Source organism: Mycoplasma sp. Z386, from assembly GCF_054343375.1.
Genome location: NZ_JBTGVC010000013.1, coordinates 20383 through 30792, shown reverse-complemented (window position 1 = coordinate 30792; position 10410 = coordinate 20383). Strand labels below are relative to the sequence as shown.

Annotated in this window: 4 protein-coding genes; 2 read left to right on the top strand and 2 right to left on the bottom strand. The window is 23.6% G+C overall.

Annotation, left to right across the window (positions count from 1 at the left end; genetic code table 4):
• Positions 1-36: 36 nt before the first annotated feature.
• Together ACXX85_RS02525 and ACXX85_RS02520 are read right to left on the bottom strand one after the other, a co-directional pair.
• Positions 37-882 carry an ABC transporter ATP-binding protein gene (locus ACXX85_RS02525; protein ID WP_458560549.1) on the bottom strand — a complete coding sequence of 282 codons (846 nt, stop codon included), beginning with the start codon at positions 880-882 and terminating at the stop codon, positions 37-39.
• A complete protein-coding gene (locus tag ACXX85_RS02520; RefSeq protein ID WP_458560548.1) occupies positions 882-8690 on the bottom strand; it encodes an ABC transporter permease in 7809 nt (2602 codons plus the stop codon). The genes ACXX85_RS02525 and ACXX85_RS02520 overlap by 1 nt, the downstream gene beginning before the upstream one ends.
• A gap of 137 nt (positions 8691-8827) precedes the next feature.
• Between ACXX85_RS02520 and ACXX85_RS02515 the strand changes: the two genes are divergently transcribed.
• Entirely contained in the window at positions 8828-9424 is a 597-nt protein-coding gene (locus ACXX85_RS02515; protein WP_458560547.1) for an FMN-dependent NADH-azoreductase, read from the top strand.
• A gap of 23 nt (positions 9425-9447) precedes the next feature.
• On the top strand, positions 9448-10005 hold the full coding sequence (def, locus tag ACXX85_RS02510) for a peptide deformylase (RefSeq protein ID WP_458559249.1): 558 nt from the start codon (positions 9448-9450) through the stop codon (positions 10003-10005).
• Positions 10006-10410 lie beyond the last annotated feature (405 nt).

The window sequence follows — 10410 nt, the reverse complement described above, 5'->3', positions numbered from 1 at the left end:
ATAAAAGAACAAATCTTATATAAAGGAATTTTTTATTTATAAAACTTTAGGATTAGAATTTATTATTATTTCTTCTATTTTTCCAGAAGCTAATTTAATAACTTTATTGCATAATTCAGCAACTGTCGGATCGTGAGAAACCATTACAATTGTGGTTCCATAGGTTTTATTAATATATTGTAATATTTTTAAAACTGCTCTTGATGTTTTTTCATCTAAAGCACCTGTAGGTTCATCAGCAAAAATGATTTCTGCATTTTTTGATAACGCTCTTAAAATGGAAATTCTTTGTTGTTGTCCACCAGACATTTGAGAAGGATATTTATATTTAATTTCTTCTATTTCAAATTCTTTAAAAAGGTTATTAATATTTAAAACTTTCTTTTTATCTTTTTGTAAATATGCACCTGTTTCAACGTTATCATAACCATTTAAGTTTTGCAGTAAATTATAACTTTGAAAAATAAAACTAACATTTTCTCTTCTAAATTTTGTTAATTTTGAATCGTTGTAATATGTCAAATTATTATTTGCAACAATCACTTCACCTTCTGATGCTCTATCTAAACCAGAAATAATGTTTAATAATGTAGATTTTCCTGAACCTGATTTTCCAAATAAAACAGCAAAATCTCCTTTTTCTATTTTTAAAGTAACACCTTTTAAAACAGAAGTTATTATCGAACCAGAAAGATAAGATTTTTTAACATCGAAAATTTCAATGATATTATTTTCTGTATTTTGTGTGATCATATCTTTGTGTTTTTTCTTTGGTTTATTATTTGCTTTTTTTATTTTTTTTATTTCTTTTTTAGTAAGTAAAACTACATTTTCTTCTTTTATTTTACCTTTTAGTTCTTTCTTATTTTGGTTTTCTGTCATTATTTTCCTTTCAATAAATAAATAGCTTTAATTTTATTTAAATTAATTCAAGCAATAAGAGATGTAAGTCCATAAACAAAGAATAAAATTCCTATTGCAGTTAAAGCATGTCATCATTTTAAAGTAAGTATTAGAGCAATAGAACTAGATGAAACTAAAAACGCATTAAATAAAGCAATAAATCCAATAACTAATGGAATAGCAATAATTGTAGCAACAATTATTAAAGGTAAATAAATTCCAAAAAATAGTTTTATTTTCTCTTTGTTATTGTATCCCAAGATTGAAAATATAGCAATGTTTTTTTCGTTCTCCGTAATTATGATATTTGAAATCATAATTAGAATAACAACAGAAACTAAAAAGAAAATAATAACTATAGATAGTGTTAATTTTGAAACTGTATTAGCAATATTATTAACAAAACCTATTTGAATATCTTTAGCATCTACATTTGTAGAAAGCGAATTATAAACATTTTTAGAATATAAGTCGATGAAATTATTTACACCTTGTTTAATTAAGGTTGCGTTTTCACTCTTAAATTTATCACTTGTAATATTCTTATAGCTTAAATCGATATTTTCAACATCAGTAATTGTTCTTTCTTTAAATGTTAATAATTTTTTGATTAATTCATCACTATAACCATTATTTTTTAATACACCAGGTTGATCATCGCTGTTTGAATATATTTGTGCAAAGGCTGTTTCATATTGTTCTTTTGTCTCAATATTAATTAGGTCTCCACCAAATCAATATCCAGAATTTGCATATAAACCAACAGAACCAATAGTTTGCTCTGGAGTAACATCGTTAGATAAAATACCATTGAATCCATCTTGATCTAGTTCACTTAATCCAGTTAAATGATTTGCTATTTTTCTTGTTGTAACTAACTCACTATTAATGAAAGTATTTATAATACCAACTATTTTAAATTTATATTTTCTAAAGGAATTTCCTTCTAAAATTCTTATATATCTATCAATAGGATTTTTAACTTCTAATTCAATTGTATCACCGAGTTTTAAGTTGTTTTTATTTAAAAATACATAATTAACAGAAATAGGATAAACATCATTAATTACCTGTGTTTTTTCCATTAATTCGATTAAATTAACACCTTTTTCATCTTGGATTGATACATATTTAGAATTGTTATTATAACCATAAATTTTTAAACTGTTTTCTTCATTATAAGAAGTATTAATATATGTGTATTTTTCGTTTGTTTGATTGTTAAATAAAATACCGTTAAACGCTATATAAAAATCATTAGAAGGAATTTTTTTATAAGCATCTACTAAGAATTTTCTATATAAATCTCTATGTTGAGAAGTAGTTATTGCTTCTCTATCATATTCTTGAGTTTGAACATTTCATACCATATATCAGAATTTACCACCAGTTGAAACATTTTCATTTTCAATGTATTTAAAATAGTTTTGTGGGTTTGCTTCTGTTCCTACAAATTCAAAGTTGTATTTTTTGCCTGTGATATCAACTTTTTCTACAAAATGAATATCTTGAGTTTTTTCTATTTCTGAAATTGCCATTTTAGAAATTTCTAAAGTTCTTGATCTTTGACTATCAGGCATTGAATTTAAAACTATATCTCAAGGTGAGATGGATAATGATGATTCTACTTGTAATTGAAGTGACGCTCTTGTTAAAATATGGGGATCATTTTCTTTTGGATTACCATTTTTGTCTGAATCACCATTTACAAGAGCTCTACCTGGTTTGAAGTAATTATTTGCTTCAACATTAGATTCAGAAGCAACCCCTAAAGGAACATATAAAAGATTTTCTAATTGATTTTTATCAAAAGTTTGATATTGTCCAGCTTCGATAGTAGGTGTTTCTAAATCTAACTTATACTTATAATTTCTCTTTTGGTATGTTTTATTTACAGTCTCATTAAATACTCCGTTTGAAGAAATTGAGAAAATAGAAATAAAGGCTGTTAAGGTTGTTGAAATCATTAATGAAATTAATTTTCAAAAACTATTTACAGATAATGAAGCAACAAATTTAGTTTTTACATTAGCAAATCTAAATATTTTTAGAAATACCATAGCAAATTTTGAAACATTAATTTCAACTATACCAGACATTAAATCAATTGGTTTTTTTCTTAAAATTCATAAAGCAGATAATATAACTAAAGCTGAAAGTAAGAAAAATGGAAGAATAATAGTTAAAACAAAAGGAATTCATTCAAATGATATACTCTGAGTCGGTAAAGTTCAATAAGATGAAAAGGCGTTTTTTAACACTTGTTGTAACGATAACCCAACTATATATCCAACAGTTCCACCTATAAATGTTGTAATGAAAGGGAAAGAAATAAATGAGAAAGCTATCATTCAAGAGTTATAACCCTGAGCTCTTAAAATCCCTATTACCTTATTTCTTGTAGATATATATCTTTTTGTAATAAATACGGTAGAAATAATTATTAATATAGACATTAATGCAACCATATAAAAGTTAGCATTTGATATAAGTTGAATCAATGAAAAAGCTGTTGAAATTCTTAAACTTCTTTCTGGATTAATAATATCTAATTCATCTTTAGAAAAGACTTTTTTAGTTACTATATTTCCAAAATTATTAGCTATTTCTCTATTTGTTTTTTCATTAAATTCTTGAACATTTGTTCCTGGTTTTGTTTTAACAAGTAAATAATCTTTTAAAGCGCTACCTCTAAAGGATTCACGAGCTCTATCAAAACCTCATTTATTAACATAAACAAGTGCTTGGTTTTTAATATTAACTTGTAAATTTTCTTCATTTATTACAGGGAATAAATAATCGATAGTTTGCTCATCACCTACTATTAAAAATTTAGACCCACTTACATTTATTATGTATTTTTCATCTAAATTATTTATTAGTTTTTCTAACTCTATATAACTAGAAGGTAATTTTTCTTTATATATTTCTTTATTGTTTTCATTTAAAAAACTAGAATTTACTTTTGCAACCAAGGAACGAACATCTTTAAATACTAAAAATTTATTTTCTTCTCTTATTATTGTAGAAGCATTAATTAAATCTAAAAAGATTTTATTAATGTTAATATCAAATAAAATGGTGTCTTGATTGTCAATTGAAAATACTTTTTTATTTAAGTAATCTACATAGGAAAGATCTAATGATAAACCTTTAACACTATGATTTTCTAAATGATATTCAAAAAGAGAATCACTATATAAATTATAAAATCTTCCTTTTATTATATCTCTATAATTATCAGGGTTTTCATTAATAATTTTTGAAAAATCAGTTACTCTATTATTTAAAACAAAGGTTAAATTGGAGTTATTTTCTGTATTATCTGTTCCTGCTGGATTCGAGGTAAATCAAGCTGCTACTATTGGGAAAATAACACTAGAATATGTTGATGATACAGTGTCTGATAAACCTAAAGAAGTAAAAACAGCAGATTGAGTTGTAAAATTCTTTCTTAAATTATTTAAAATTTCTCTATTTAAGTCACCTTTAGAAGCAAAATCGTTTAATAAATCAAATGATTTTTGTAAATTAACAAAGTAATTTGTAGCGTCTTTATGATATCTCTCATTTGTTGCAATTTGTGCTAAATTAGAAACTAAAGAAACTTTATTTAAAATAAGTCAATCAGCTAAATCTAAACCTGTAATAGCATTTTTCTTTTTATAAATTTCAGAATCAAATAATTTATTTATTTTATTTTTTCATTCATTAGCATCAGCAGTATTTGGTATGTTTTTAAATAAAGTATCTGCAGAATCAAAAGGTTGTGCTATACCACGTCCTATTGGTTGAATGTCTAGTCCTTTAGAGAAAAAAGATCTATTTTCAAAGTTTTTTTTAGAATCATACAATTGTGTTTCCATTAATTCTTTGTATAAATAAGAATTTTGATTTTGTGCTTCTCTAAAAAAGAAATTGAAAACTTCTTTTAATTCCGTTGAACTTAGTTGGTTGTTTTCAGAAACAAATTTAATTCAAAAATCATAAAAAATCAAACTATTTACAGAACTAGAATATTCAGAAGAATAAACAACATTACTTACTATTTCTCTAGCTTTTGGTTTTGCTGTATTAAATGCTGTGTTACCTTTTGTGTTCTCGATAAAAATCTCATATAAATTGTCTGCTAAAGTAGAGTTAGAATTTGTATTTTTTATAACAAACGAATTATTTGATTTAGTAAACTTACTAAAAGTGAAAAGTTTTAATGTTTCTTTAAAAATAGAGTTTCTTTGACTTATTTCATCAGCATCTTTTATGATGTCTTTTCCAAAAAATAAATATCTTTTTATAAAGGAAATTTCCGTATTATTGAATTCTTTATCGATTAAAATTTTATTATCAACTTTGTCAGAAAGTTTAATTAATTCCTCAAATTTAGCATATGATAATAACTCTAAATTTTGTAAATCGAACAAGTCAAGTTTTTCAGCATCTTTATCTGGTACTGAATAAGTTATACCTAATGCACCTTCTTTTTTGGTTTTACCAGATAAATTTAATGTTTCTTCTATTGCTCTAAAAAGAGTATGGGTAGTTGCAGAATCTTTAAAAAATGTTGAAATAAATGCAGTTATTAAATTAGATGTTTTAAGAGTTTTAGCAACAAATAAAACTTTTTGCGGATCTTTTGATTCATTTACAAATTTATAATCTTCAAAATAAGTGTTTTCTAAAGAATTTTCTACTATATTTAAAAGTCTATCTTTATCTAAAATAGAAATTATTTTAGTTAAACCTGAATTTATGTTTTTAAAATTTTCAGAAGAATTATTTTTATCTTTATTTGTGTTAATTTTGTCAAAAATATTAACTAAAGAAGTGGTGATTTTTTCTTTTAAAACACTTTCTTTATAAGAATTAATAATTTTATTGAATAAAATTCCTTTATATTTTTGCTCTGATTTATTATAAGCGGTAGAAAGTAAAGAATCAAAATTAATATTTTTAACTAATATAGTTGCACCTTTTTTAAATACATCAAAATCAATGGATTTAACTAATGGAATAACTAAATCTGAAACACTAAAATAATAATAAGCATGAGTAGAATCGTTTCTCTCTTGTTTATTTCATTTGTTTTCGTATCAATTGTGAATATCAGTTAAAAAAGATTTAAAATCAATTGATAAAATTATTGTTTTTAAACCATCAATAAATTCAATTGGGTTATTTATTATAGTTTTTAACTCTTCTTTTGTATTATCTTTTAAAAGATCATTTCAAACATTAATTCCTAAATTAGAAAGAATTTGACCTATTTTATCTATGTTATCAATAAAATAAGTTTTTTGTTCATCTAATGTAGTTCCATTATCTCTAATTTTGTTTTGAATGTTTTCAAGAAAATTATTAAATATTTTGTTTAAAAATTGATCATCATTTTGAATAGTTGCTAAATAAAGTGACTCAAAAATCATTCTTTGCATTAAAGATTGATTATTTTTACCTTTTGTAAAAATATCATAATATTCAGTAACGAAAAAAGCATCTTGAGTTGCAGTTAATAGTTTATCTAATTCATCTACTTTTATGAAGTTTTCTCTAACTAATTCACTATTAACTATTGTTTTTTTAAGACTATCAAAAAGTGTTTTTACTGTTTTTGATGTTTCTATTTCTTTTAGTAAGGCGCTGGAAGGTGCTCTATATATGAAAGGAACATTATAAGTATTTGAAAAGTTTTCATCTGTTTTGTATCAACCATTTTCTCCTACAGAAACTTTTAGACCTAAATGTTTAGATTCCATAAAATTATTTAATTCTGTTAAAGTTAAAAACTCTTTATTATCAACTAAAACTTTAATTCAAGAATCTTGTTTTTTTTCATAAAGGGTATAACCATTTTTTGAATTTCCTACAGCAAAATTCACTGTTTTTTCTTTATTTTCTAAAATTACTACTTTTTCTTTTGAAAAATTTGCAGGAAATAAAGTTAACTTTTGACTAGAAGGAATATCAATAAATTCAATGGTTGGATTTAAGTATTTAGAATCAGGAACAAAACCTTGAAAAATGGCATTTATAATTTCTGCACTATATACAGGATTGAATTCATTTTTATCAAAATTAGGATCAGCATTAATAAATAAGTTACTTTTATGAAAATATTCATTAAAAAGTTTTCCCACTTCTTGCTTGTGGTTTGGATCAAAATATTCTTCATTTATTCCTGCATCAATAAATTGAAAAATTTTGTTTTCTCCTTTTTTTTCATCTATTGCTGTTGTAGTAATAAATCTTCTTCTACCAACTGAATCAACTTCTTTTTCGTTTTTCACATAATCAAAGATTTTGTTTTTTATTGTTGTAGAAACTGCATTTCTAAGTTTTAAATAAGTTAAATCTACTATTTCTTCATTGGATAAAGATGCTAATTGCTGTGAAGTTAAATTTTGAATATTATAATCATTTCCTAAATTTTCAATATCCTTAATTGATGTAGTTTTACCATCGGGTCCTTTTATTAATAAGGTTAAATCATCTTTTAAAAGATTTTGACTAATAATAACAGGTTCTTTATTTGAGATAGTTTTTACTATTTGCTTTTCTCAATAATGTAGCTTTTCAATTTTTTTAAATTCTTCAGGATCATTGTCTTTTAAATTTGCTAAATAATTAGAAAAATTTTTAGAAAAATTTCCTTTTTCTGGTTCAATATCTAACAAAGTAAAATTATGTAAAATAAATTTGGTTTGATAACTAACTCTTGAAACTCATTCATCTTTAAGTTTATAAACATTAGATTTAGAAAATTGGAAAAAATCTGGCAGTGATTTATGAATGTCGTTTTTTAAAAATAACTTTTTAATTACAGGAGCTGTATTTTCACTACCATTCATTAAACCATCAGGTTTTAAAACAATATTATAGTTTCAAACTTGTTGAGGAGCCGATCATTTTGCTATGTTATCTCAACTAAATAATTCACTTGTATAATCTTTTTTATAAAATAACTTTCAATTATTGTTATTATCTTTATGAACTCCGATTAATTTTGCTGTTTCATCTTCTGTTAATAAATATAAAATACCATTTCTTTCTCATGAGTTGATTTTAGAAACATCAAAAGTTGCTTCTTTGGTATTTAAATTAATTCCCATTCTATTTATGGAAGATATTATATGATCTTCACCTTGATTATGTAATAAGTAGCCTTCTGAACCGTTACTTGAAATGTTTATAACTTCAGAAATTTTGTATCTTTTGTCTAAAAAAACTGCAGTATTATCCTTGTTTAAGTAATAGGAAATTTCTTTTTCTTTAAATGTTCCATCAGCATTTTTTAAATAAGTTTTAAAAAATTTGCTATCGTTTTTTAAAACTTGAAATTGTTTATTTTTTAAATCAAAATTAAAATCTTTATTATCGATATTATTTATATTTTTATTAACTTCATACTGAAATAAAAAGTCTTGAGCACTTATATAATAATTTGCTTTTTCACCCTTAACTCCTAAATCAGAAAGCAAAATAAATTGTGATTTTATTTGAAAATCTAAAATTTCTGTTATAGTTTTTTGATCCAAAGTGTATTCAATTGGTGTTTCTTTTTTATATCCGTTATCTTTAGCGTTACCACTAAAGTTAACATCTAAATCTACTGTTGAATCATGTAATTTAGCAACTGCATTATATCTATTTATTTGTCTATTAAAAGATTCTTTTACACTAAAAAGTAAAGTAAAAACTCCTGTAGTTAAAAAAAATAAAATAGATAAACTTATTGTTGTTATTTTATTTTTAGATAAAGATTTAAAAATTTCTTTTAATAATTTAAACATAGTAAATACCTCATTTTTTAATAAAATATAAAAAATTATACTATTTTTTTTCTAAAAATAAACTTTTTGAAAATTTTACTACTTTTTATAATATAATACCTTAGCAAATTAATTTAATAAAAAAGAAAGAAGGAAAAATGAAAGTTTTAGTTATAAAAGGTTCTATTTTGTCTAGAGAATCTTCAAATTCAAAATTAATGTCAGATAAATTTGTAGAATTTTATAAAGAAAAAAATCCAACACATAAAATTATTGAATTGGATTTAAATAAAGAAAAAGTAGCTTCTATCTCTTTAAATTCAGAAAATATGAAAACTTTTTGACAAGATGTAGAAGCAATGAAATTAGTTGATTTATTAAAAAGTGTGCAAAAAGTTGTTTTTTCAACTTCAATGATTAATTTTAACTATTCAGCAGTTGTCAAAAACTTTATTGATGCTATTTCAATGGCTAATGTAACTTTTAGTTACAAATACAGCAAAAAAGGAGAAGCAAAAGGTCTTTTAGATCATTTAAAAGTTCAAATTTTAACTTCTCAAGGAGCGCCTGCTGATTGATATCCTTTTGGAAATTTTACAGAAAATTTAAAAGGATTCTGACACTTTTTAGGAGCTCAAGTAGTTGAACCAGTTTGATTAACAGGTACAAAAGTTGAACCTTTTGCTTCTTTAAGTAAAGAAGAAAAAGTTAAAAGTATTGAAGATAAAATCAAAAAAGCTGCATTTGAATTTTAATTATTTTTATATAATATATACATATGAATAGAAAAAAAGTTAAAATAATTCAATTACCAAATAATGTTTTAAGAGAAAAATCAATTGATGTTCCTTGACCATTAACCGAAGAAGATGAACTTCTAGCACAACAAATGATTGATCATATTGACTATTCACAAGTTGAAGGTCAAAAAATGTATAGACCAGGTGTAGGTGTTGCTGCTGTTCAATATGGAATCTTAAAAAATATGTTCTATATTAATGTTAATAATGGACCTGATGATATAGTATTTAGAGATATTATTATAAATCCAAAAATACTTGGTTTTTCTGAAGACAAAATTGCTCTTCATCATGGTGAAGGTTGTTTAAGTGTTAATGAAAAATGACCACATCAAGAAGGTTTTGTTAGAAGAAGAAAAAGAATTAAAGTTGAAGGTTATTCATATTTTAGTAAAGAAAAAAAAATATGAACCGTTTCAGGATATGTTGCAATTGTTTTTCAACATGAACTCGATCACTTACAAGGAAAATTGTTTATTGATCATATTGATAAAAAACAACCTTGAAAAAAAGAAAAAGAACTTGAAACATTATAAGAAAGTTAGCATTTATTTGCTGACTTTTTTTATTTCCCAGTTTAGTTTCAAAATTTCCAAATAATACTGTTTTACAGTGGTTTTCGGGTTTGAATTTATTTTTTTACTTGTTAATTTTAATTTAACAAAAATTAAAATTATTTATTTTCTTTTTCAGAACATTTATATTTTACTCAAACTCATTGACAACTAAAAAACAACATATTCTCAAATAAAAATGAAATTGTAATTATCTGATTTTTTCAGTTGTCTCATCACAATTTAGCTAATCAAATATTTATCAAAATTAGCATAAATCAAAGAACTATAAAAATTAATTTTAGTTTTTTTCTATTTAAAAATTTACAAAGATCACTATGAAATCTTTGATCTTTAATAAAATGATTTTTAATTTTTGGATAAATT